Annotated in this window: 16 protein-coding genes and 1 tRNA gene; 10 read left to right on the top strand and 7 right to left on the bottom strand. The window is 70.7% G+C overall.

What is annotated here, in order from left to right; translation table 11 throughout:
* Positions 1 to 37: 37 nt before the first annotated feature.
* From BKA18_RS08715 to BKA18_RS08745, 7 genes are all read left to right on the top strand, one after another.
* On the top strand, positions 38 to 2,338 hold the full coding sequence (locus BKA18_RS08715) for an FdhF/YdeP family oxidoreductase (protein ID WP_366046201.1): 2,301 nt from the start codon (positions 38 to 40) through the stop codon (positions 2,336 to 2,338).
* A 116-nt stretch (positions 2,339 to 2,454) separates the two neighbouring features.
* Positions 2,455 to 2,928, top strand: coding sequence for a PaaI family thioesterase (locus BKA18_RS08720; protein WP_366046202.1), 474 nt, complete (start codon positions 2,455 to 2,457; stop codon positions 2,926 to 2,928).
* Positions 2,929 to 3,412: 484 nt separating this feature from the next.
* Complete coding sequence (locus tag BKA18_RS08725; RefSeq protein ID WP_366046271.1) at positions 3,413 to 4,633, top strand: branched-chain amino acid ABC transporter substrate-binding protein; 1,221 nt, start codon at positions 3,413 to 3,415, stop codon at positions 4,631 to 4,633.
* 126 nt (positions 4,634 to 4,759) lie between these two features.
* Entirely contained in the window at positions 4,760 to 5,689 is a 930-nt protein-coding gene (locus tag BKA18_RS08730; RefSeq protein WP_366046203.1) for a branched-chain amino acid ABC transporter permease, read from the top strand.
* A gap of 5 nt (positions 5,690 to 5,694) precedes the next feature.
* Positions 5,695 to 7,491, top strand: a complete 1,797-nt coding sequence (locus BKA18_RS08735; RefSeq protein WP_366046204.1) for a branched-chain amino acid ABC transporter permease — start codon at positions 5,695 to 5,697, stop codon at positions 7,489 to 7,491.
* Positions 7,492 to 7,496: 5 nt separating this feature from the next.
* Positions 7,497 to 8,435, top strand: coding sequence for an ABC transporter ATP-binding protein (locus tag BKA18_RS08740; protein WP_366046205.1), 939 nt, complete (start codon positions 7,497 to 7,499; stop codon positions 8,433 to 8,435).
* Positions 8,432 to 9,148: an ABC transporter ATP-binding protein gene (locus BKA18_RS08745; protein ID WP_366046206.1), complete on the top strand. Its 717-nt coding sequence runs from the start codon at positions 8,432 to 8,434 to the stop codon at positions 9,146 to 9,148. The genes BKA18_RS08740 and BKA18_RS08745 overlap by 4 nt, the downstream gene beginning before the upstream one ends.
* A 63-nt stretch (positions 9,149 to 9,211) precedes the next feature.
* On the opposite strand, the gene BKA18_RS08750 is transcribed toward BKA18_RS08745, so the two are convergent.
* Positions 9,212 to 9,868 carry an ANTAR domain-containing response regulator gene (locus BKA18_RS08750; protein ID WP_006606237.1) on the bottom strand — a complete coding sequence of 219 codons (657 nt, stop codon included), beginning with the start codon at positions 9,866 to 9,868 and terminating at the stop codon, positions 9,212 to 9,214.
* A gap of 87 nt (positions 9,869 to 9,955) precedes the next feature.
* Here BKA18_RS08750 and BKA18_RS08755 point away from each other — a divergent pair.
* Positions 9,956 to 10,038: transfer RNA gene (locus tag BKA18_RS08755), tRNA-Leu, on the top strand.
* A gap of 84 nt (positions 10,039 to 10,122) precedes the next feature.
* Positions 10,123 to 10,911 (top strand): helix-turn-helix domain-containing protein, encoded by a 789-nt coding sequence (locus BKA18_RS08760; protein ID WP_366046207.1) that lies wholly within the window; start codon positions 10,123 to 10,125, stop codon positions 10,909 to 10,911.
* A gap of 56 nt (positions 10,912 to 10,967) precedes the next feature.
* Here the strand turns inward: BKA18_RS08760 and pyk are convergent, their stop codons facing one another.
* The 6 genes from pyk to BKA18_RS08790 all read right to left on the bottom strand — a co-directional run bounded on the left by pyk (position 10,968) and on the right by BKA18_RS08790 (position 20,160).
* Complete coding sequence (pyk, locus tag BKA18_RS08765) at positions 10,968 to 12,404, bottom strand: pyruvate kinase (protein WP_366046208.1); 1,437 nt, start codon at positions 12,402 to 12,404, stop codon at positions 10,968 to 10,970.
* Positions 12,405 to 12,549: 145 nt separating this feature from the next.
* On the bottom strand, positions 12,550 to 13,260 hold the full coding sequence (locus tag BKA18_RS08770) for an SIMPL domain-containing protein (protein WP_366046209.1): 711 nt from the start codon (positions 13,258 to 13,260) through the stop codon (positions 12,550 to 12,552).
* 199 nt (positions 13,261 to 13,459) lie between these two features.
* On the bottom strand, positions 13,460 to 14,908 hold the full coding sequence (locus BKA18_RS08775) for a lysine N(6)-hydroxylase/L-ornithine N(5)-oxygenase family protein (RefSeq protein ID WP_366046210.1): 1,449 nt from the start codon (positions 14,906 to 14,908) through the stop codon (positions 13,460 to 13,462).
* A complete protein-coding gene (locus tag BKA18_RS08780; RefSeq protein WP_366046211.1) occupies positions 14,905 to 16,320 on the bottom strand; it encodes a pyridoxal phosphate-dependent decarboxylase family protein in 1,416 nt (471 codons plus the stop codon). The genes BKA18_RS08775 and BKA18_RS08780 overlap by 4 nt, the downstream gene beginning before the upstream one ends.
* A 190-nt stretch (positions 16,321 to 16,510) precedes the next feature.
* Positions 16,511 to 19,060, bottom strand: coding sequence for an aminopeptidase N (gene pepN / locus BKA18_RS08785; RefSeq protein WP_366046212.1), 2,550 nt, complete (start codon positions 19,058 to 19,060; stop codon positions 16,511 to 16,513).
* A gap of 221 nt (positions 19,061 to 19,281) precedes the next feature.
* Positions 19,282 to 20,160, bottom strand: a complete 879-nt coding sequence (locus tag BKA18_RS08790) for a helix-turn-helix domain-containing protein (RefSeq protein WP_366046213.1) — start codon at positions 20,158 to 20,160, stop codon at positions 19,282 to 19,284.
* A gap of 165 nt (positions 20,161 to 20,325) precedes the next feature.
* On the opposite strand from BKA18_RS08790, the gene BKA18_RS08795 reads away from it, so the two are divergent.
* Positions 20,326 to 22,137 (top strand): beta-galactosidase, encoded by a 1,812-nt coding sequence (locus tag BKA18_RS08795; protein WP_366046214.1) that lies wholly within the window; start codon positions 20,326 to 20,328, stop codon positions 22,135 to 22,137.
* The last annotated feature ends 26 nt before the right edge of the window (positions 22,138 to 22,163 follow it).

Raw genomic sequence — 22,163 nt, forward strand, 5'->3', positions numbered from 1 at the left:
GGACCGCGCAGCAACTCACGGCTCAAGGGAGAGCGCCATGGCAGGCAAACCGCCCGTGTCGGACCCCGTCCAGGACGCGCCCCAGGTCAGCGAACCCCAGCACTCCGCCGTCGGGCTGCCGGCCCTCACCCACGCCCTGCGCATCTCCCAGCAGCAGATGGGCGTGCGCCGTACCGCCCTGACCCTGCTGCGCGTCAACCAGCAGGACGGCTTCGACTGCCCCGGCTGCGCCTGGCCCGAGCCCGACAAGCCGCACACCGCCGAATTCTGCGAGAACGGCGCCAAGGCCGTCGCCGAGGAAGCCACCCTGCGCCGCGTCACCCCGGACTTCTTCGCCGCCCACTCCGTCGCCGACCTCGCCGACCGCAGCGGCTACTGGCTCGGCCAGCAGGGCCGCTTGACCCACCCGATGTATCTGGCCGAGGGCGCCGACCACTACGTCCCCGTCTCCTGGGAGCGGGCCTTCGACCTCGTCGGCGAGGAGCTCACCGCCCTCGACTCCCCCGACGAGGCCGTCTTCTACACCTCCGGCCGCACCAGCAACGAGGCCGCCTTCCTCTACCAGCTCTTCGCCCGCGAATTCGGCACCAACAACCTCCCCGACTGCTCCAACATGTGCCATGAGTCGTCGGGCTCCGCGCTCACCGAGACCCTCGGCATCGGCAAGGGCAGCGTCCTGCTGGAGGACCTCTACCAGGCCGACCTGATCATCGTCGCCGGACAGAACCCGGGCACCAACCACCCACGGATGCTCACCGCCCTGGAGAAGGCCAAAGCCGGCGGCACGAAGATCATCTCGATCAATCCGCTGCCCGAGGCCGGCCTGGAGCGCTTCAAGAACCCGCAGACCCCGCGCGGCCTGGCCGGCGGCGGCACCGCGCTCACCGATCTCTTCCTCCAGGTACGCCTCGGCGGCGACCAGGCCCTCTTCCGGGCCCTCAACCGCCTCGTCCTGAACACCGACGGCGCCCTCGACGAGGACTTCATCCGTGCGCACACCCACGGCTTCGAGGAGTTCGCGCAGGCCGCCCGGGCCGACGACGACTGGGACGAGACGCTCGCCGCTACCGGCCTGACCCGCGAGGAGATCGGCCGCGCACTGGCGATGGTCCTCGCCTCCCGGCGCACCATCGTCTGCTGGGCGATGGGCCTGACCCAGCACAAGCACTCCGTCCCCACCATCCGGGAAGTCGTCAACTTCCTGCTGCTGCGCGGCAACATCGGCCGCCCCGGTGCCGGCGTCTGCCCCGTCCGCGGACACAGCAACGTCCAGGGCGACCGCACCATGGGCATCTTCGAACGGCCCGCGCCGGCCTTCCTCGACGCCCTGGAGAAGGAGTTCGGCTTCGCGCCACCCCGGGAGCACGGCCTCGACGTCGTCCGCGCCATCCGCGCGCTGCGCGACGGGCAAGCCAAGGTCTTCTTCGCGATGGGCGGCAACTTCGTCTCCGCCACCCCCGACACCGACGTCACCGAGGCGGCCATGCGCCGCGCCCGGCTCACCGTCCATGTCTCCACGAAACTCAACCGCTCGCACGTGATCACCGGCGCCCGCGCCCTGATCCTGCCGACCCTGGGCCGTACGGAACGCGATGTGCAGCATGGCCCGGACGGGAAAAGCGCCGAGCAGTTCGTGACCGTCGAGGACTCCATGGGCATGGTGCACGCCTCCCGCGGCCGCCTGGAGCCCGCCAGCGGCCATCTGCTGTCCGAGACCGCGATCGTCGCCCGGCTGGCCCGCCGCGTCCTGGGCGAGCGCAGCCGCACCCCCTGGGAGACGTTCGAGCAGGACTACGGGGCGATCCGCGACCGGATCGCCCATGTCGTCCCGGGTTTCGAGGACTTCAACACCAAGGTCGCCCGCCCCGGAGGCTTCGCCCTTCCGCACGCCCCCCGGGACAGCCGCAGCTTCCCCACCGCCACCGGCAAGGCCAACTTCACCGCCGCGCCCGTGGAGTACCCCACCGTCCCCGAAGGACGGCTGCTGCTGCAGACGCTGCGCTCCCACGACCAGTACAACACCACCATCTACGGCCTCAGCGACCGCTACCGCGGCATCAAGAACGGCCGGCGAGTGGTGCTCGTGCACCCCGACGACGCCCGCGAACGGGGTCTGGCCGACGGCGCGTACGCCGACCTGATCAGCGAGTGGACCGACGGCAGCGAGCGGCGCGCGGCCGGCTTCCGCGTCGTGCACTACCCGACGGCCCGCGGGTGTGCGGCCGCCTACTACCCCGAGACCAATGTCCTCATCCCGCTCGACCACACCGCCGACACCAGCAACACCCCGGCCGCCAAGTCCGTGGTGATCCGTCTGGAGAGCGCCCGCGAGGACTGACCGCGGCGGGCCCCGGGCGGCGGGAACAACGACCCCGCGCTGAGCGCTTGCTCAGGGGCCTGATAGGAACAGGCACGGATCGACGACGATCAGGGTGAGCGAACGGAGCCGCAGGCATGGGTGAGCACAGCACGACCACGTTTCCGCAGGAGATCCTCGACCAGTGGGCCGGCCTCGGCCTCGACCTGCCGGCGCTGTTCTCCGCCGGGCACCTCGGCGAGCGGATGAGCGTGCACGTCACCGAGGCCGCCCCGGAGCGCGTCGTCGGCACCATGCCCGTCGAGGGCAACACCCAGCCCTACGGCCTGCTGCACGGCGGGGCCTCGGCCGTCCTGGCCGAAACCCTCGGTTCCGTCGGCTCCATGCTGCACGGCGGCCCCACCAAGATCGCCGTCGGCGTCGACCTGAACTGCACGCACCACCGCGGTGCCCGCTCCGGGCTGGTCACCGGCGTCGCCACCCCCGTACACCGCGGCCGTTCCACCGCCACCTACGAGATCGTCATCACCGACGAGCAGGACAAGCGGGTCTGCACCGCCCGGCTGACCTGCCTGCTGCGCGAGACCGACAGCGACGCCTACCGCAGTTGAGCCACCCCGGCCGGCGCATCGTCGCCCGCCGCCGCGGCCCCGCTTCCGGCCCCCGGGAGCGGGGCCGCCCGCATTTTCGTGACGCTGAGTAGTGGGCGGGCGAGGACGTGCCGCCGCCGATTCCCGTGCCCTTCAAGGGCCCCGGCGCCCCCGCGCCCGCCACGTCCGGATACCGGACGCCGGGCCGTCACCGCGCGCCTCATCCCCCCGTGGAGGTGCACGTTCATCCCCCGCACCGCGTTCGCCCTCCGGTGTAAGGACCATAACGGCAAAACACTCATCGAAGGTCATAACAAGAGCGTCACATCCTGGTCGGCGCCTCTGCCGATGCGGCGAACACCGGCTTAGAGTCACCGCCAGTCACCGCGCCGCCGGGCCCGCTGCAAGCACGGAACCCTGCCTCACCCCGTACAGCCCGGCGCGCGAACCGGCCATACGACAGCTGTGGCCGCCAGGGAAAGGACTGATCGTGCGTCACCGTTCCTTGCTCATCCTCACCACCGCAGTCACCGCCGGCGCCCTCACGCTCTCCGCGTGCGGCTCGCGCGGCGAGAACAAGAGCGGCGACGGCTCCAAGGCAACCGTCGTCATCGGCCTCGACGCCCCCACCACCGGAGAGCTCTCCGCGCTGGGCCTGGGCATCCGCAATTCCGCCCAGCTCGCCATCGACAACGCCAACAAGGCCGGCGAGGTCAAGGGCGTCAACTTCAAACTCGAAGCCCTCGACGACAAGGCCCTGCCCAACGTCGGCCAGCAGAACACCACCAAGCTCGCCGGCGACAAGGACGTCCTCGGCATCGTCGGACCGCTCAATTCCGGCGTCGCCCAGTCCATGCAGCAGGTCTCCAAGCAGAACAACCTCACCCTGATATCCCCGGCGAACACCACCCCGGACCTCACCCAGGGCCCGGACTGGCGGAAGAACAAGCGGGTCCGGCAGTTCCCCACGTACTTCCGCACCGCCACCACCGACGAGGTGCAGGGCGCCTTCGACGGCCAGTACGCCTACGAGAAGATGAAGGCCAAGAAGGTCTACATCATCGACGACCAGAAGACCTACGGCGTCGGCCTGGCCTCCTCCTTCAAGGACCAGTTCACCAAGCTCGGCGGCAAGGTCGTCGGCACCGAGCACGTCAGCCCCGACGACCGCGACTTCAAGGCCGTCGTCTCCAAGGTCAAGTCCGCCAAGCCCGACCTGGTCTTCTACGGCGGCGAATTCCCCGCCTCCGGCCCCCTCAGCCAGCAGCTCAAGGACGGCGGCGTCGCCGTGCCCCTGATGGGCGGCGACGGTATGTACAGCGGCGACTACATCAAGCTCAACAAGAAGGCTCAGGGCGACTACGCCTCCTCCGTCGGCAAGCCCGTCGAAGAGCTCCCCTCGGCCAAGAAGTTCATCGCCGATTACAAGGCGGCCGGCTTCAAGGAGGCCTACGAGGCCTACGGCGGCTCCACCTACGACGCCACCTGGGCCCTCATCCAGGCCGTCAAGAAGGTCGTCGGGGACAACGGCGGCAAGCTCCCCGAAGACGCCCGCAAGAAGGTCGTCGACGCCATGAACACCGTCACCTTCGACGGTGTCACCGGCAAGGTCGCCTTCGACAAGTTCGGCGACACCACCAACACCATGATCACCGCGTATCAGGTCGACAAGGGCGCCTGGGCCTCCCGCTTCAGCGCCGAATTCAAGAAGTTCGACAAGAGCTGACCGACCGCAGCACCACCCACACCCCGGGCCGCGCCAGGACGCCACGAACGACCGACCCTGGCGCGGCCCGTGGCACACCGGGATACCCCAAAACCCTCGTAACTCCCATGCAACGGAGGCCCAGCGGTGAGCGATCTGCCGCAACAGCTGGCCAACGGACTCATCCTCGGCGCGATGTACGGTCTCATCGCGATCGGCTACACGATGGTCTACGGAATCGTCCAGCTCATCAACTTCGCCCACGGCGAGATCTTCATGGTCGGCGGCTTCGGAGCACTCAGCGTCTACCTCGCTCTGCCCGCCGGCACCTCACTCGCCCTCGCACTGCCGATCATGCTCCTCGGCGGCATCGCGGTATCCGTCCTCGTCGGCATCGCAGCCGAACGCTTCGCCTACCGCCCCCTGCGCGGCGCCCCCCGCCTCGCCCCCCTCATCACCGCCATCGGATTGTCCATCGCCCTCCAGCAAGCCATCTGGAAGTGGTACCCCGACGGCAAGCAGGCCCGCGTCTTCCCCCAGTTCAAGGGCCACTCCTTCGAGATCCTGGGCGCCACCGTCCAACGCAGCGACATCTTCGTCCTCATCGCCGCCCCCGCCTGCATGATCGGCCTCGGCTTCTTCGTCGCCAAAACCCGCAGCGGCCGCGCCATGCAGGCCACCGCCCAGGACCCCGACACCGCCAAGCTCATGGGCATCAACACCGACCGCATCATCGTCCTCGCCTTCGCCATCGGCGCCGCCTTCGCCGGCGTCGCCGCCGTCGCCTACGGACTGCGCACCGGCGAGGTCCAATTCCGCATGGGCTTCATCATGGGCCTCAAGGCCTTCACCGCCGCCGTACTCGGCGGCATCGGCAACATCTACGGCGCCATGCTCGGCGGCGTCGTCCTCGGCATCGCCGAAGCCCTCGCCACCGCCTACATCGAAGAAATACCGGGCATGGAGCAATTCGGCGGCGGAGCCTGGAAGGACGTCTGGGCATTCGTCCTCCTCATCCTCGTACTCCTGCTGAGACCACAGGGCCTCCTGGGCGAACGTGTCGCGGATCGGGCGTGATAGCGATGACCACTGACACCACCACAACCCCCGCGCGCGGCCTGCTCCCCCTCCCCGAACGCACCGCCCGCCTCACCACCGCCGCCGGCGCCCTCGCCACCGCACTCTCCACCGGCCTCGCCTGGACCTGGAGCAGCGACTTCCCCGGCGACCTCACCTACAACTTCTCCCCCGCCGGCCTCCAGCTCATCACCCTCTTCGGCGGACTCCTCACCCTCCTCCTCGCCACCGCGGCACTCGGCGTCCGCGGACTGCAATGGCTCACCCCCGCAGGACGCAACGCCCCCACCCTCCTCGCCGCCCTGGCCACCTTCGCCGCGACGTGGTTCACCCTGATCTCCATCGCCGTCCAGCTCGGCGGCCTGATCAACCTCGAACCCGGCGGCCTCCTCGCCGCCATCGCCTCCCTCCTCACCCTCCTCGGCGCCCTCGCCCTCCCCCCGGACAACCCCGGCGACACCACACCGGCCGGCGCACGGCAACGCTTCACCGCGGCCCTCGCCGCCAGCCCCCTACGGCGCCGCACCCGCGAACTCCCCTCCTGGGCCGAGATCCTGATCATCGCCGCCGCCTTCGCCGCCGGCCTGCTCGCCTTCACCTACGGCATCGACACCGACGACGGCGCCCCCTTCGTCGGCTACCTGCTCTTCATGGCGCTCGCCGTCCCCGCCCTCAACCGGGCCGGACTCATCGCCCGCCTGACGGCACTGACCCGCAACCACCGCGGCGTGGCCCTCTGCGCGGCCTTCCTCTCCGCCGCCAGCTTCCCCTTCACCCAGGACACCGACCAATACACGATCATCGGGGCCAACATCCTGATCTTCGCCACCGTCGCCCTGGGCCTCAACGTCGTCGTCGGCCTCGCCGGCCTCCTCGACCTCGGATACGTCGCCTTCCTCGGCGTCGGCGCCTACGCCGCCGCCCTCGTCTCCGGCTCCGCCGAATCCGCCCTCGGCCTCCACTTCCCCTTCTGGGCCGCCCTCCTCACCGGCGCCGCCGCCTCCCTCGTCTTCGGCGTCCTCATCGGCGCCCCCACCCTCCGCCTGCGCGGCGACTACCTCGCCATCGTCACCCTCGGCTTCGGTGAGATCTTCCGCATCGCCATGCTCAACCTCAACGGCACCACCGGCCCCGACATCACCAACGGCGCCATGGGCATCCCCAACATCCCCAACCTCGAAATCTTCGGCTTCAACTTCGGCGAACCCCACGAAATCCTCGGCATCCCCATCGCCACCTACGGCAACTACTACCTGCTGATGATCCTCGTGACGGCCTTCGTCGTCCTCGTCTTCCGCCGCGCCGCCGCCTCCCGCATCGGCCGCGCCTGGATCGCCATCCGCGAAGACGAAACCGCCGCCATCGCCATGGGCATCAACAGCTTCCGCCTCCGGCTCCTGGCCTTCGCGCTCGGCGCCGCGCTCGCCGGACTCGCCGGGACCGTGCACGCCCACGTCGTCACCACCGCCACCCCCGAGCAGTTCCAGTTCGCCGGCCCGCAGCCCCCCAACTCCGCCTTCCTCCTCGCCGCCGTCATCCTCGGCGGCATGGGAACCCTCAGCGGACCCCTCGTCGGCGCCGCCCTGCTCTTCCTCATCCCGGCCAAGCTCGACTTCATCCAGGACTACCAACTCCTGCTCTTCGGCCTCGCCCTCGTCCTCCTGATGCGCTTCCGGCCCGAAGGCCTCATCCCCGACCGCCGCAAACAGCTGGAATTCCACGAAACCGGCCAGCTCGACGTGCCCGACCAGCGCCTCCCCGACACCGACGCCACCCTCGGCGTCACCAAGGCAAAGGCGTGAGGACCATGACCACAGCACCCAGCCTCGCACCCGCCACCGACACCGTCCTCAAGGCCGAAGGCGTCACCATGCGCTTCGGCGGACTCACCGCCGTACGCGGCGTCGACCTCACCGTCGGCAGCGGCGAAATCGTCGGCCTCATAGGCCCCAACGGCGCCGGCAAAACCACCTTCTTCAACTGCCTCACCGGCCTCTACGTGCCCACCGAAGGCACCGTCAGCTACCGCGGCACCCGACTCTCCCGCAAACCCCACCTCGTCACCCAGGCCGGCGTCGCCCGCACCTTCCAGAACATCCGCCTCTTCGCCAACATGACCGTCCTCGAAAACGTCCTCGTCGGACGCCACACCCGCACCAAAGAAGGCCTCTGGTCCGCCCTCCTGCGCGGCCCCGGCTTCAAAAAGGCGGAACGCACCAGCGAAGAACGCGCCATGGAACTCCTGGAGTTCACCGGCCTCGCGCACAAGCGCGACCACCTCGCCCGCAACCTCCCCTACGGCGAACAACGCAAGCTCGAAATCGCCCGCGCCCTCGCCAGCGAACCAGGACTCCTCCTGCTGGACGAACCCACCGCCGGCATGAACCCCTACGAAACCCGCGCCACCCAAGACCTGGTCCTCGCCATCCGCGCCCAGGGCACCGCCGTCCTCGTCATCGAGCACGACATGCGCTTCATCTTCAACCTCTGCGACCGCGTCGCCGTCCTCGTCCAAGGCCAAAAACTCGTCGAAGGCACCGCAGAAGTCGTCCAGGCCGACGACCGCGTCATCGCCGCCTACCTGGGCGAACCCGTCGACGACCACACCACACCGGACGACGCGGCCGACCCGGCACCCACCGCGGACACCCCGGACCCGGGCGGCGCCCCCGCCGCGGAAACCGCCCCCGACGCCACGGCCCCGGCAGACCGGCCGGCCCAGGGACCCACCGGAGACACCCCATGACCGCACTGCTCGAAGTCGAGGACCTCCGCGTCGCCTACGGCAAGATCGAAGCCGTCAAAGGCATCTCGTTCTCCGTCGAAGCAGGAGAAGCCGTCACCCTCATCGGCACCAACGGCGCCGGCAAAACCACCACCCTGCGCACCCTCTCCGGCCTCCTCAAGCCCCTCGCCGGAAAGATCACCTTCGACGGCGAACCCCTCAACGACGTCCCCGCCCACAAGATCGTCGAACGCGGCCTCGCCCACTCCCCCGAAGGCCGCCGCCTCTTCCCCCGCCTCACCATCGCCGAAAACCTCCAGCTCGGCGCCTTCCTCCGCAAAGACACCGCAGGCATCGACGCCGACATCCAACGCGTCTACGACCTCTTCCCCATCCTCGGCGAACGCCGCAAACAAGCCTCCGGCACCCTCTCCGGCGGCGAACAGCAAATGCTCGCCATGGGCCGCGCCCTGATGTCGCGCCCCAAACTCCTCATGCTCGACGAACCCTCCATGGGCCTCTCCCCGATCATGATGCAGAAGATCATGGAAACCATCCGCGAACTCCGCTCCCAGGGCACCACCATCCTCCTCGTCGAACAGAACGCCCAGGCCGCGCTCTCCCTCGCCGACCAGGGACACGTCATGGAAATCGGCCGCATCGTCCTCTCCGGCAGCGGCCCATCCCTCCTCCACGACGAATCCGTCCGCAAGGCCTACCTCGGCGAGGACTGACCCCACACGCGAGCGGCCCCGCACCGGACAACCGGTACGGGGCCGCTCGCACACACAGCGCAGCTACTCGTCCTTCTTCTGCTGCTTCTTCTCCTCGGCATCCTCGATGACCGCCTCGGCCACCTGCTGCATCGACAGCCGGCGATCCATCGACGTCTTCTGAATCCACCGGAACGCCGCCGGCTCCGTCAGCCCGTACTGCGTCTGCAGAATGCTCTTCGCCCGGTCCACCAGCTTCCGGGTCTCCAGCCGCTGCGTGAGATCCTCGATCTCCTTCTCCAGCGTCCGCAGCTCGGTGAACCGGCTCACCGCCATCTCGATCGCCGGAACCACATCGGTCTTCGAGAACGGCTTCACCAGATACGCCATCGCCCCCGCGTCCCGCGCCCGCTCCACCAGCTCACGCTGCGAGAACGCGGTCAGCATCAGCACCGGCGCGATGCTCTCCTCGCAGATCACCTCGGCCGCCGAGATCCCGTCCAGCACCGGCATCTTCACATCCAGGATCACCAGATCGGGGCGGTGCTCCCGGGCCAGCTCCACGGCCGTCTGACCGTCCCCGGCCTCACCCACGACGGTGTAGCCCTCCTCCTCCAGCATCTCTTTGAGATCGAGACGGATGAGGGCCTCGTCCTCGGCGATCACGACGCGCGTGGTCAGCGGCGGGACGTGCGACTGATCGTCATCGGCGACGGGCTGCTCGGGCTCAGCGGCGCTCACGGGACTCCTCGTTCAGGCAGGTGGTGCCCTTGCAGCCTACCTAGAGGCGGCCATCGTGATGCACACGGTAGGGTGTCTCTGCAGCCGGCCCGGTTGGTGGAACTGGTCAGACACGCGGCTCTCAAACAGCCGTGCCTTCGGGCATGTGGGTTCGAATCCCACACCGGGCACTCTCGCACAAGCGGAACATCACCTTCGCGTGGTTCGCACGCATTTTCACCCCGCACCCGTGATTCGTCACGCACAGTGATGTCATGGACTTCCACGGCACAGACCTGCGGCACAAGGCAATCGCCCAGCTCCGCGCGGGGGCAAGGAACGCGGACGTGGCCCGCGCGTTGGGCATCCCCCTCGGCACCGTCGGCTATTGGCGACACTTGGACCGCGCCAAACGCGGAGAGTGCCCGGGCTCCCACCACCCCAGATGCCCACGCTGCGACGGACGCGACCTCGACGCGGCGGCATACGCCTACCTCTTGGCCCTCTATCTCGGCGACGGCCACATCATCCAGTACTCGACGCACCGCGTGCCAAGCCTCATGGTCACGTGCGGCGACGACTGGCCCGGCCTGATGGACGCCTGCGAAACCGCAATGCGCGCAGTCTTCCCGGACAACTCCGTGTGCCGCGTCAGCAGGACCGGCTGCCACAACGTGAAGGTCTACTCGAAGCACTTATCGTGCGTGTTCCCGCAGCACGGCGAGGGCAAGAAGCACGAGCGACCGATCGTCCTCGAACCCTGGCAACAGCAGATCGTGGACGCACACCCGTGGGAGTTCATCCGCGGGCTGATCCACTCAGACGGCTGCCGGATCACCAACTGGACCACCCGGCTCGTAGGCGGCGAGCGCAAGCGGTACGAATACCCGCGGTACTTCTTCAGCAACAAGTCGGACGACATCCGCAGGCTCTGCTCGGACACCCTCACGAAGGTCGGGGTCGAGTGGACGACCCTTGCCCGCGGCAGCGACCCGTTCAACATCTCCGTGGCCCGCAAGGCCTCCGTCGCCCTCATGGATCAACACATCGGGCCGAAGTACTGACGCGGACGGCAGTCAGGTACCTCGGCCCAGCGGGTTCAGGTGTGGTGCGGGTGGAGCTACTTCGGGGAGTCGTCCTCGCCGATGTGGTGGACGCGGACGAGGTTGGTGGAGCCGGGGACGCCGGGCGGGGAGCCGGCGGTGATGATGACGACGTCGCCCTTCTGGCAGCGGCCGAGGGCGAGGAGGTGCTCGTCGACCTGGGCGACCATCTCGTCGGTGGAGTTGACGGTCGGGCCGAGGAAGGTCTCCACACCCCAGCTGACGTTGAGCTGGGCGCGGGTGGCCGGGTCGGGGGTGAAGGCGAGCAGGGGGATGGGTGAGCGGTAGCGGGAGAGGCGGCGGACGGTGTCGCCGGACTGGGTGAAGGCGACGAGGAACTTGGCGCCGAGGAAGTCGCCCATTTCGGCGGCGGCGCGGGCGACGGCGCCGCCCTGGGTGCGGGGTTTGCTGGTTTCGGTGAGCGGCGGGAGGCCCTTGGCGAGGATGTCTTCCTCGGCGGCTTCGACGATGCGGCTCATCGTGCGGACGGTTTCGGTGGGGTATTTGCCGACGCTGGTCTCGCCGGAGAGCATCACGGCGTCGGTGCCGTCGATGACGGCGTTGGCGACGTCGGAGGCCTCGGCGCGGGTGGGGCGGGAGTTGTCGATCATCGAGTCGAGCATCTGGGTGGCGACGATGACCGGTTTGGCGTTGCGCTTGGCGAGCTTGATGGCGCGCTTTTGGACGATGGGGACGGTTTCGAGGGGCATTTCGACGCCGAGGTCGCCGCGGGCGACCATGATGCCGTCGAAGGCGGCGACGATGTCGTCGATGTTGTCGACGGCCTGGGGTTTTTCGACCTTGGCGATGACCGGCAGGGTGCGGTTCTCCTCGCGCATGATGCGGTGGACGTCGTGGATGTCGCGGCCGCTGCGGACGAAGGAGAGGGCGATGATGTCGGCGCCGTAGCGCAGGGCCCAGCGGAGGTCGTCCTGGTCTTTTTCGGAGAGGGCGGGGACGGAGACGGCGACGCCGGGGAGGTTGAGGCCTTTGTGGTCGGAGACCATGCCGCCTTCGATGACCTTGGTGCGGACGTGGGGTCCGTCGACGCCGAGGACTTCGAGGGTGACTTTGCCGTCGTCGACGAGGATGCGTTCGCCGGTGGTGACGTCGGCGGCGAGGCCGTCGTAGGTGGTGCCGCAGATCTGGCGGTCGCCTTCGACGGCGGGTTCGACGGTGATCGTGAACTCGTCGTCGCGTTCGAGAAGTACGGGGCCTTCGCGGAATCGGCCGAGTCGGATCTTCGGGCCTTGAAGGTCGGCGAGGATGCCGACGGTGCGGCCGGATTCCTCGGCGGCCTTGCGGACCCGGTCGACGCGCGCTTCGTGGTCGGTGTAGGTGCCGTGGCTGAGGTTGCAGCGGGCGATGTCCATTCCGGCGTCGACGAGGGCTTTGATCTGCTCGTACGAGTCGGTGGCGGGGCCCAGTGTGCAGACGATTTTTGCTCGGCGCATGGTTCGACTCTATGACTTACCGGGCGGTAGGGAACGGTAGGAAAGTGTCTGCTCAACGAGGGCTTGATGAAAGGCTGTTGACAAGTCTTGGAATGCGCGCGACCCCGCTCCGATGAGCGGAATGCCGCCCTGGCGCGGGGTGGTCTCACAGTGCGGGACGGGTCATCGTAAAGCGTGCGTTGACGTGGGCGTAGACGGTCTGGCGCTGGGGTTCGAGGTCGAGGGCGGGGGCGGTTTCCTGGGTGGCGCCGCCGTAGCCGGGGACGGAGCGCATGGCGGGGGCGGCGGTGGGGGCGGCGTTCTCGGCGCCGAGGTCGGCGATTTCGAGGAGGGCGTCGAGGCGGGCGCCGACGGCCTCGGCGTATTCGCGGGCGCGCTGGACGGCTTCGTGGACGGCTTGGGTGCGGGCTGCGCGGTGGGCGGGTGAGTCGGGGCGCAGGGCCCACCAGGGGCCGTCGACGCGGGTGAGGTCGAGGTCGGCGAGGCGGGTGGTGAGTTCGCCGAGGGTGGTGAAGTCGTTGAGGGTGGCGGTGTGGGTGACGCGTCCGTGGTAGGCGCGGATGCGTTCGTGGCGGCCTTTTTCGGTGAGCTGCGGGGTGAGGCTGAAGGTGCCGGTTTCGAGTTTTTCGAGGGCGGCGCCGTAGGTCTTGAGGAGGGTGAGGGCTTGTTCGTTGCGGCGGGTGAGGTCGGTGAGGGCGGCGCTGCGGTCGGTGCCGCGGGCGCTGACGGTGACGGTGATGCGGGCGATTTCGGGGTCGGCTTCGAGGCGGGCTTCGCCGCGTACGGCGAGGCGGGGTGTGTCGGGGGTGCCGTAGGGGAGGGCGGGGGCGGGGGTGCCGTCGGCGGGGTCGGTCATGGGTGCCTCCGGGTGGTGGGGTGGGCTGCGGCTGAATCTACGTGCGTTGCCCACGCGGGTGGAGGCTTTGTGGCGTGCGGCGGCGTTCTCCGGCCGGGGTGGGCATCCGCTCGCCCCTTGGTAGGTCATGGGATGCCGGGGTGCTGGGGCCGCCGGTGGCCGGTGGCGGCGGCGGTGCCGGGACATCGCCGCCGCTGGGTCAGCCGCGGGGGACGAGGGTGGAGCCCTGGCGGGGGACGGTGCCGGTGCGTCCGGGGGGCGGGGCCTGTGGGAGGCCGAAGGTGGTGAAGGCGGTGCGGGTGGGGAGGGGGTAGGGGGTGGTGTCGGTGAGGGAGTTGAGGATGGTGGCGCTGCGCCAGGCGGCGAGGCCGAGGTCGGGGGTGCCGACGCCGTGGGTGTGGGTTTCGGCGTTCTGGACGTAGATCTGGCCGGTGACGGAGGGGTCGAGGACCAGGCGGTGGTTCACGTCGATGCGGGGGCGTTCGGCGGAGTCTCGGCGTACGTAGGGGTCGAGGGCGGCGAGGAGGGTGTCCATGCGGCGTTCCCGGTAGCCGGTGGCGAGGATGACGGCGTCGGCGGTGAGGCGGGTGCGGGTGCCTTGCTGGGTGTGGTCGAGGTGGAGTTCGACCTTGGTGTTGCCGACGCGGCCTGCGGTGCGGACGCAGACGCCGGGGGTGAGGGTGGCGTCGGGCCAGCCGCCGTCGAGGGTGCGGCGGTAGAGCTCGTCGTGGATGGCGGCGAGGGTGTCGTGGTCGATGGCTTTGTGGAGTTGCCATTGGCTGGGGACGAGGGCGTCGCGGACGCGTTCGGGGAGGGAGTGGAAGTAGCGGGTGTAGTCGGGAGTGAAGTGTTCCAGGCCGATTTTGCTGTATTCCATGGGCGCGAAGGCGGGGGTGCGGGCGAGCCAGTGGAGGCCTTCGCGGCCTGCGGGGCGGGCGCGGAGCTGGTCGAGGAAGATCTCGGCGCCCGATTGGCCGGCGCCGATGATGGTGAGGCGGTCGGCGGTGAGCAGGCGGTCGCGGTGGTCGAGGTAGTCGGCGGAGTGGATGACGGGGACGTTGGGGGCGTCGGCGAGGGGGCGCAGGGGGACGGGGACGTGGGGGGTGGTGCCGATGCCGAGGACGAGGTTGCGGGCGTAGGTGCGGCCGAGGGCTTCGGCTTCGCCGTCGGGGTCGAGTTGGGCGAAGTCGACTTCGAAGGCTTCGCGTTCGGGGTTCCAGCGGACGGCGTCGATCTGGTGGCCGAAGTGGAGGGCGGGGAGGTTTTCGCTGACCCAGCGGCAGTAGGCGTCGTATTCGGCGCGGTGGAGGTGGAAGCGTTCGGCGAAGTAGAAGGGGAAGAGGCGTTCGCGGGTCTTGAGGTAGTTGAGGAAGCTCCAGGGGCTGGCGGGGTCGGCGAGGGTGACGAGGTCGGCGAGGAAGGGGACTTGGAGGGTGGTGCCGTCGATGAGGAGGCCGTGGTGCCACTGGAAGTTGGGGCGCTGGTCGTAGAAGGCGGTGCGGAGGTGGGTGAGGGGGTGGGCGAGGGCGGCGAGGGAGAGGTTGAAGGGGCCGATGCCGATGCCGACGAGGTCGAGGGGTTCGTCGGGGGCGGTGGTGCCCGTGGTGTCGGTGGTGAGGGGCGCTTCACGGGGCTGGGTGTGCGTCATCGGAGGGTCTGGCCTTCCACGAGAGTGAGCAGGGTGGTGAGGTCTCCGGGTTGGGTGTGGGGGTTGAGGAGGGTGGCCTTGAGCCAGAGCCCGGTGGGGGTGGTGGCGCGGCCGAGGACGGCACGGCCGTCGATGAGCAGGGTGCGGCGGACGGCGGCGAGGGTGGTGTCGGTGATGCCGGTGGGGCGGAAGAGGACGGTGCTGAGGGTGGGGCGGGAGTGGAGTTCGTAGAAGGGGTGGGCCTCGATGAGGTCGGCGAGGGTCTGGGCGGCGGCGAGGGTGCGGTCGACGAGGTCGCCGAGGCCGTGGCGGCCGAGGGCTTTGAGGGTGACGGCGATTTTGAGGATGTCGGGGCGGCGGGTGGTGCGCAGTGAGCGGCTGAGCAGGTCGGGGAGTCCGGCTTCGGTGTCGTCGTCGGCGTTGAGGTAGTCGGCCTGGTGGGCGAGGGGGGCCAGGGTGGTGGGGCCGGGGACGGCCAGGAGGCCGGCGGCGACGGGTTGCCAGCCGAGTTTGTGCAGGTCGAGGGCGACGGTGTGGGCTCGGTCGAGGCCGCTCAGGGTGGCCGCGTGGGTGTCGCTGAAGAGCAGGGCTCCCCCGTAGGCGGCGTCGACGTGGAAGCGGGCGCCGTGCCGTTCGGTGAGGTCGGCGAGGGCGGGGAGGGGGTCGATGGCGCCGGAGTCGGTGGTGCCTGCGGTGGCGGTGAGGAGGAGGGGGCCGGTGTGTCCGGCGAGGTTGGCCAGGCAGGTGTGGACGGTGTCGGGGGTGAGGATGCCGTCGGGGGTGGGGAGGGTGAGGGGTTCGGGGAGGCCGAGGAGCCAGGCGGAGCGGTGGATGCTGTGGTGGGCGTTGGCGCCGCAGATGATCTGGAGGGGGCCGGCGGTGGGGTGGTCGGCCGCGGCGGCCTCGCGGGCGAGGAGCAGGGCGAGCTGGTTGGATTCGGTGCCGCCGGTGGTGATCAGGGCGTCGGGGGCGGTGGCCCGGGGGTAGACCAGTGCGGCGAGTGCGCGGCTGGTGAGGGTCTCCAGGGCGGAGGCGGCGGGGGCCTGGTCCCAGGAGTCCATGGAGGGGTTGAGGGCGCAGGCGGCGAGGTCCGCGGCGGTGGCGAGGGCCAGGGGCGGGCAGTGCAGATGGGCGGCGCAGTGCGGGTCTGCGGGGTCGGCGGCGCCGGCGGCGAGGGTGTGGACGAGGGTGCGCAGGGCGGCGTGCGGGCCGGTGCCGTGGTCGGGCAGGAGGGGGTGGCAGGCGTCGCGTACGGTGCGGGCGACGGTGTCGGGGCCGCCGGGCGGGAGGGGGCCGGCACGGTCCTCGGCGCCGGTGGTGAGGGCGTCGAGGACGGTGTCGAGGAGGGGGCGCAGTGCGCGGGGGCCGTTGGTGCCGCCTGCGAGGGCGGTGCCGGCAGGGGGCGCAGACATCAATGTGCTCTTCTGTCAGGAGAGTTCGGGCGGTCCCATACGGACGAGCCCTGAGGCGGCCCTAAGTTACTTTCCCTGTACAGCACGTATCTACTGGTTGCGGTCATACCACCCGTAAGTGGTACGGATGTTTACCGCGGGTGTGTGCGGGGTGCCGCCGGCTGCCGGTCCGGCGGCACCTGTTGGTGCTCTAGGGCGCGTCGGCCGCGGCGCGTATCTTCAGCGCCCGTCGCAGGTCGTCCAGTTGGTCGACCAGTTTGCGGCGGAGGGCGGGGGTCGGCTGGCTCTCGGCGAGGCAGGCTTCGCCGAGGCGGAGGGTCTCGTCCTCGACGAAGGTGTCGGGGAAGGCCTGGCGGCCGGCGGCGGCGGCGAGGGCGGGGCCGCGGGCGGCGGCGAGGGCGGGGGCGGCGGTGAAGTAGCGGGCCACGTAGGGGCGCAGCAGTTCGTGCTGTTCGGGTGCCCAGAAGCCGGTGGCGGTGGCGATGAAGAGGTAGTTGGACAGGGCTGGTTTCCCGCCGGTCCCGTCGGTGGTGAACAGGGCGTCCCAGGCGGCCTGTTTGGCGGCGGGGTCGGGGAGGGCGGCGTGGCAGCGGGCGGCGCCTTCGCGGCCGGTGGCGCCGGGGTCGCGGGCGAGTTCGGCGTCGATGGTCGCGCGGAGTGCGTCGAGGGGGCCGGCGCCGAGGGTGGCGAGCCGGCCGAGGATGCGCCAGCGCAGTTCGGGGTCGAGGTGGGGGCCGCCGGGGACGCTGCCGTCGTCGAGCCAGTCCTGGATGCCTTCGGGGGTGGTGGCGCTGTCGATGAAGGCCCGTACGGCGGTGAGCCGGAGGCCTGCTTCCCTGCCGTGTGCGGGGCCTTCGGTGCGGCGGAGGATGTCGCGGCTGAGGGCGGTGAGGGTGGTCAGGGCGGTGTGGCGTTGGGCGGACGGGAGGTAGTGGTCGGCGATCTGGGCGCGGGCGAAGGAGAGGACGCCCTGGAGGATCGCGAGATCGGTTTCGTGGGGGAGGTGGGTGCGGGCGGCGTCGAGGTAGGCGGTGGGGGCGAGGGCGCCGTCGCGGACCATGTCGCGGGCGGCGTTCCAGACCACGGCTCGGGTGAGCGGGTCGGGCAGGCCGGACAGTGAGCGGGCCACGGTCTGCCAGGAGGCCGGATCGAATCGGACCTTGGCGTAGGTGAGGTCGCCGTCGTTGAGGACGAGGAGGTCGGGGGCGGGCTTGGGGAAGGCGCGGCGGGTGCGGCCCTCTTCCGCGGGGATGTCCAGCTCGAAGCGGTCGCGCAGGACGAGCCGGCCGGGGTCGGTGAGGTCCTGGTCGTACGCGCCGACGGCGATGCGGTGCGGGCGGCTGCCGCTGTGGTGGACGTCGAGGTGCCAGGTGTCGTGGCCGGTGGCGGCCTCGGGGGTGAGGGTGTCGACTCCGGTGGTGCGCAGCCAGCGTGCGGCCCAGGCGTGCACGTCGCGGTCGGTGGCGCGGCCGAGGGAGTCGAGGAAGTCGGCGAGGGCGGCGTTGCCGAAGCGGTGCCGGGCGAAGTGGTCGTTGATGCCGGCGAGGAAGTCCTTCTCCCCCATCCAGGCGACGAGCTGGCGCAGGGCGGAGGCGCCCTTGGCGTAGGAGATGCCGTCGAAGTTGAGGAGGGCGGACGCGGTGTCGGGGACGTCGTCGGGGTCCGGGGCGACGGGGTGGGTCGAGGGCCGCTGGTCGGCGTCGTAGCCCCAGCCCTTGCGGGCGACGGCGAAATCGGTCCAGGTGTCGCTGAAGCGAGTGGCCTCGGACAGGACCTGGTAGCCCATGTATTCGGCGAAGGACTCGTTCAGCCAGATGTCGTCCCACCACTGGAGGGTGACCAGGTCGCCGAACCACATGTGGGCCATTTCGTGGGCGATGACCATGCCGCGGGTCTGGCGTTCGGTGTCGGTGACCGCCGAGCGGAAGACGAACTCGTCGCGGAAGGTGACCAGTCCGGGGTTCTCCATGGCGCCGGCGTTGAATTCGGGGACGAACGCCTGGTCGTAGGAGTCGAAGGGGTAGGGCTCCTCGAAGATCTCGTGGAAGCGGTCGAAGCAGCGGCGGGTGAGGTCGAGGATCTCCTCGGCGTCGGCGTCCAGGTGGGGCGCGAGCGAGCGGCGGCAGTGGATGCCGAAGGGCAGTCCGGCGTGTTCGGTGCGGACACTGTGCCAGCGGCCGGCGGCGACGGCGACGAGGTAGGTGCTGATGCGGGGGGTGGGGGCGAGGGTCCAGTGGCCGGGGTCGCCCTGGGTGGCGATGCCGTTGCCGAGGACGGTCCAGTCGGTGGGGGCGGTGACGGTGAGGGCGAAGACCGCCTTGAGGTCGGGCTGGTCGAAGGCGCCGAAGACGCGTTGGACGTCGTCCAGGAACAGCTGGGTGTAGACGTAGCTCTCGCCGTCGGCCGGGTCGGTGAAGCGGTGCATGCCCTCGCCGGTGCGGGAGTAGCACATGGTGGCGTCCAGGCGCAGTTCGTGGGCGCCGGGGGTGAGGCCGGTGAGCGGGAGGCGGTTGTCGTCCAGGGCCGCGGGGTCGAGGGGCCGGCCGTCGAGGGTGGCGGAGTGCAGCTCGGCGGGTTTGAGCTCGACGAAGGTGTCGCCGGCGGTCCGTGCGGTGAACTGGATGACCGTATGGGACCCGAACCGGTCGGCACCTCGGGTGAGGTCGAGGGCGATGTCGTAATGGTGGACGTCGATCAGTTGAACTCGGGTCTGCGCCTCGTCGCGCTGCAGTGCGGGCATGGGGTCATGCTGCCGTACGGTCCGTGGGGCGTGCACGGGGGTTTGACAGGGTGGGGTTGTGGGTGCGGTCCCGGCTGCGGGGCGGTGGCACTGGCCGTTAGCGACCATGCGGGCCCGGTATGTCCCCTCCGGCCCTCGTTCGTTCCCGGCTGTGGGGGCGGTGGCACTGGCCGTCACCGCTCATGTGGGCCCCGCGCCATGGTGGCCCTGGTATGTCCGGGTCAGCCGCCGACCAGTGGTGGGTCGTTCGGGTCCGGGATCTGGGTGGACCAGCCGCCGGGGACGCTGTGGACCTGGCGGTCGCGGAAGCGGATGGGGGCGGTGCCGACGCGGCGGGTGAAGAGGCGGCTGAAGTAGGCGGGGTCTTCGTAGCCGACGCGGCGGGCCACTGCGGCCACCGGGAGTTCGGTTCCTGCCAGGAGTTCCTTGGCGCGGCCCAGGCGGATGCCCAGCAGGTAGTCCTTGGGGCTGCAGCCGGCGCCGCGGCGTACGGCGGTGCGGAGTTCGGCCGGTGTCATGCCGTGCCGGGCGGCGTGTTCGGCGACGGAGAGTGGCAGGAACGCGTCGCGGGCCAGTGCCTGGAGGACGGGTTCGCCGTCGGCGTCCGTATCGGCGCGGGCCCGGCGCAGGGCGACCAGGAGTTCGTGGACGGCGGCGGAGGTCTCCACCTCCAGGAGCGGGTTGCCGCGGCGGGCCGCGCGGGCGATGCGTCCCACGGCGGCGCGCGCGGGGCCGGTGTCCGCGAGGGGGACGAGGGGGCGGTCGCGCTCGATGTAGCCGAGTTCGGTGTAGGTCTCGGCGGCGGGGCCGGTGAAGTCGACGAAGCTCTCGTCCCAGCCGGTCTCGGGGTCGGCGCCGTAGTGGTGCACCACGCCTGGCGTGATCCACAGCAGGGCGGGGGCGGTGACCGTGTGGCGGTGGCCGTCGGGGGTGGTGCACCAGCCGTGGCCGGCACTGATGACGATGGCGACGTGGTGGTCGAGGGTGCGCGGGCCGACCGCGGGGAGGGTGCCGTGCTGGAGGCCGACCCCCAGGCAGACCAGGCCGAGCCGGTGGTGGACCGGGTTCGGGGTGAAGTACCGCATCCAGGTGTGGTACACGTCCGGGCCTCCCGTCGCCGCGTGCCTGTCCGTACCGCTCCGTCGAACCGTCCAACCGCAGCCGATCTTTGTCCATGGACCGTCACACCGCCAGAGGGCGAGGGTGACCGGAGACCGGGCATGCGCGGCCGGTGGCGCGCGGGAGACGACACAGGGGCGGGTGACGTGACGCGGTTCGAGGTGGGCGAGCGGGACTTCTTGCTGGACGGGCGGCCGGTGCGGCTGCTGTCGGGGGCGCTGCACTACTTCCGGGTGCACGAGGAGCAGTGGGGGCACCGACTGGCGATGCTCCGGGCGATGGGCCTGAATTGTGTGGAGACCTATGTGCCGTGGAATCTGCACGAGCCGCGGCCCGGGGAGTTCCGGGACCCGGAGGCGCTGGGGCGGTTCCTGGACGCGGCGCAGGCGGCGGGGCTGTGGGCGATCGTCCGCCCGGGGCCGTACATCTGCGCGGAGTGGGAGAACGGCGGGCTGCCGGAGTGGCTGACCGGGCCGCTGGGGCGGCGGGTGCGGACGCGGGACGCGGCGTATCTGCGGGCCGTGGACCGCTGGTTCGGGCGGTTGCTGCCGCAGGTCGTGGCGCGTCAGTGCACCGAGACCTCGGGGCCCGGCGGGCCGGGCGGCGGGCCGGTGCTCATGGTGCAGGCGGAGAACGAGTACGGCTCGTACGGCAGCGATGGCGCGTATCTGGCGTGGCTGGTGGACCGACTGCGTGGGCTGGGGGTGCGGGTGCCGCTGTGTACGTCGGACGGGCCCGAGGAGCACATGCTGAGCGGGGGGTCGGTGCCGGGGGTGCTGGCCACCGTCAATTTCGGTTCCGGGGCGCGGGAGGCGCTGGCGGCGCTGCGGCGCCACCGGGCGGACGGGCCGCTGATGTGCATGGAGTTCTGGTGCGGGTGGTTCGCGCACTGGGGGCGGGAGCAGGCGGCGCGCACGGCGCGGGATGCGGCGGCGGCGCTGCGGGAGATCCTGGAGTGCGGGGCCTCGGTCAATGTGTACATGGCGCACGGTGGTACGAGCTTCGGCGGGTGGGCGGGGGCCAACCGGTCGGGTGAGCTGCAGGACGGGGCGTTGCAGGCGACGGTGACCTCGTACGACTACGGGGCGCCGGTCGATGAACGGGGGCGGCCCACGGAGAAGTTCTGGCGGTTCCGGGAGGTGCTCGCCGAGTGGGCGCAGGGGCCGCTGCCGCCGGTGCCGGAGCCGTTGCCGTGCCTGGCGGCTCCGGCGCGTGCGGTGCTCGGGGAGTGGGCGCCGGCCGGGGAGGTGATGGCGGCGCTGGGGGGTGCGGAGGTCGAGGGGGGCGGCCCGGCGACGTTCGAGGAGCTGGGCGTGGACCGGGGGGTGGTGCGCTACCGGCTGGCGGTGCCGGGGCCGCGGGGCCGGTATCCGCTGCGGGTGCGGGGGCTGCGGGACCGGGCGGTGGTGTCCGTCGACGGGGTGCCCGGGCCCGTGATGGAGGCCGAGGACGCGCTGCTGGGGGAGGTGGCCGGGCCGGCGTCGGTGGAGGTGTGGGTGGGGTCGCTGGGGCGGGTCAACTACGGTCCGCGGCTTGCCGAGTCCAAGGGGATCGTGGGCGGGGTGCTGCATGAGCGGCAGTTCGTGCACGGCGTACGGTCGCGGGGGCTGCGGCTGGATGCGCTGGAGGAGGCGGGGGCGCTGGCCAAGGTGCCGTTCCGGGCGGCGGCGGGGGCCGATGGGGCCGCGGGGCTGTACCGGGGCACGGTGACGGTGGCCGGGCGGGCCGGGGATGCGGATCTGGTGCTGCCGGGCTGGCGCCACGGTTTCGCCTGGATCAACGGGTTCTGCCTGGGGCGCTATCGGTCCGTCGGGCCGCAGCGCTCGCTGTACGTGCCCGGCCCGGTGCTGCGTGCGGGCGGCAACGAGCTGTTGTTGTGGGAGTGGGAGGGCGCCCCGGCCCCCGTGGGGGAAGGGGCCGGGGCGCCCGGTCTGCGGCCCTGCGCGGCAGGGAGCTGAGCGGCGGGGAGCCGAGGGTGGTCGTG

Origin of the sequence: Streptomyces auratus, from assembly GCF_050433025.1 — a bacterium.
In the GTDB taxonomy this organism is placed as follows: domain Bacteria; phylum Actinomycetota; class Actinomycetes; order Streptomycetales; family Streptomycetaceae; genus Streptomyces; species Streptomyces sioyaensis.

Excerpts from the sequence above, each read along its gene's own strand:
- BKA18_RS08715 (WP_366046201.1), top strand. The coding sequence starts at position 38 with ATGGCAGGCAAACCGCCCGTGTCGGACCCCGTCCAGGACGCGCCCCAG.
- BKA18_RS08720 (WP_366046202.1), top strand. The coding sequence starts at position 2,455 with ATGGGTGAGCACAGCACGACCACGTTTCCGCAGGAGATCCTCGACCAG.
- BKA18_RS08735 (WP_366046204.1), top strand. The coding sequence starts at position 5,695 with ATGACCACTGACACCACCACAACCCCCGCGCGCGGCCTGCTCCCCCTC.
- BKA18_RS08740 (WP_366046205.1), top strand. The coding sequence starts at position 7,497 with ATGACCACAGCACCCAGCCTCGCACCCGCCACCGACACCGTCCTCAAG.
- BKA18_RS08745 (WP_366046206.1), top strand. The coding sequence starts at position 8,432 with ATGACCGCACTGCTCGAAGTCGAGGACCTCCGCGTCGCCTACGGCAAG.
- BKA18_RS08760 (WP_366046207.1), top strand. The coding sequence starts at position 10,123 with ATGGACTTCCACGGCACAGACCTGCGGCACAAGGCAATCGCCCAGCTC.
- pyk (WP_366046208.1), bottom strand. The coding sequence starts at position 12,404 with ATGCGCCGAGCAAAAATCGTCTGCACACTGGGCCCCGCCACCGACTCG.
- BKA18_RS08770 (WP_366046209.1), bottom strand. The coding sequence starts at position 13,260 with ATGACCGACCCCGCCGACGGCACCCCCGCCCCCGCCCTCCCCTACGGC.
- BKA18_RS08775 (WP_366046210.1), bottom strand. The coding sequence starts at position 14,908 with ATGACGCACACCCAGCCCCGTGAAGCGCCCCTCACCACCGACACCACG.
- BKA18_RS08780 (WP_366046211.1), bottom strand. The coding sequence starts at position 16,320 with ATGTCTGCGCCCCCTGCCGGCACCGCCCTCGCAGGCGGCACCAACGGC.
- pepN (WP_366046212.1), bottom strand. The coding sequence starts at position 19,060 with ATGCCCGCACTGCAGCGCGACGAGGCGCAGACCCGAGTTCAACTGATC.